This is a genomic window from Mesorhizobium sp. M8A.F.Ca.ET.218.01.1.1 (genome assembly GCF_004791165.1).
Taxonomy (GTDB): domain Bacteria; phylum Pseudomonadota; class Alphaproteobacteria; order Rhizobiales; family Rhizobiaceae; genus Mesorhizobium.
Genome location: NZ_SRUZ01000140.1, coordinates 1 through 319, shown reverse-complemented (window position 1 = coordinate 319; position 319 = coordinate 1). Strand labels below are relative to the sequence as shown.

The following is a 319-nucleotide window of genomic DNA, read 5'->3' as shown; positions in this document are numbered from 1 at the left end:
CCAGCATGGGCGTGCCGCGAAAGACAGCGCAATAGGCGTCGGCCGCCTTGCAAACCAAGCGATTGCGCGAAGTGCGGGCGAGCGCCAGCAGGATGCCGAAGGGCAGTCCCAAGCCCACGCCGAACACCGAGATCAGAAGCGTGGTCTTTGCGCCGGTGAGAAGGAACGGGATCGCATAGGCAACAATGGTGAAATCCATTCTAACCTCCGCTGAAGCCGCGGTTGATATGGCGCTCACCCAAGCCGAACAGGGTCTGGCTGACTGCTGTCATGGCGAAGAACAGACAAGCGGCAATGCACTAGAAAAGAAGCGGCGAAC

General features: G+C 59.9%; 1 protein-coding gene. It reads right to left on the bottom strand.

The genetic code is table 11. The features are described from left to right. Nucleotides 1–199 (bottom strand): ABC transporter permease subunit (locus tag EN861_RS34740; protein WP_145972057.1); only part of this gene is annotated, 199 nt, incomplete at its 3' end. Between the last annotated feature and the right edge of the window lie 120 nt (nucleotides 200–319).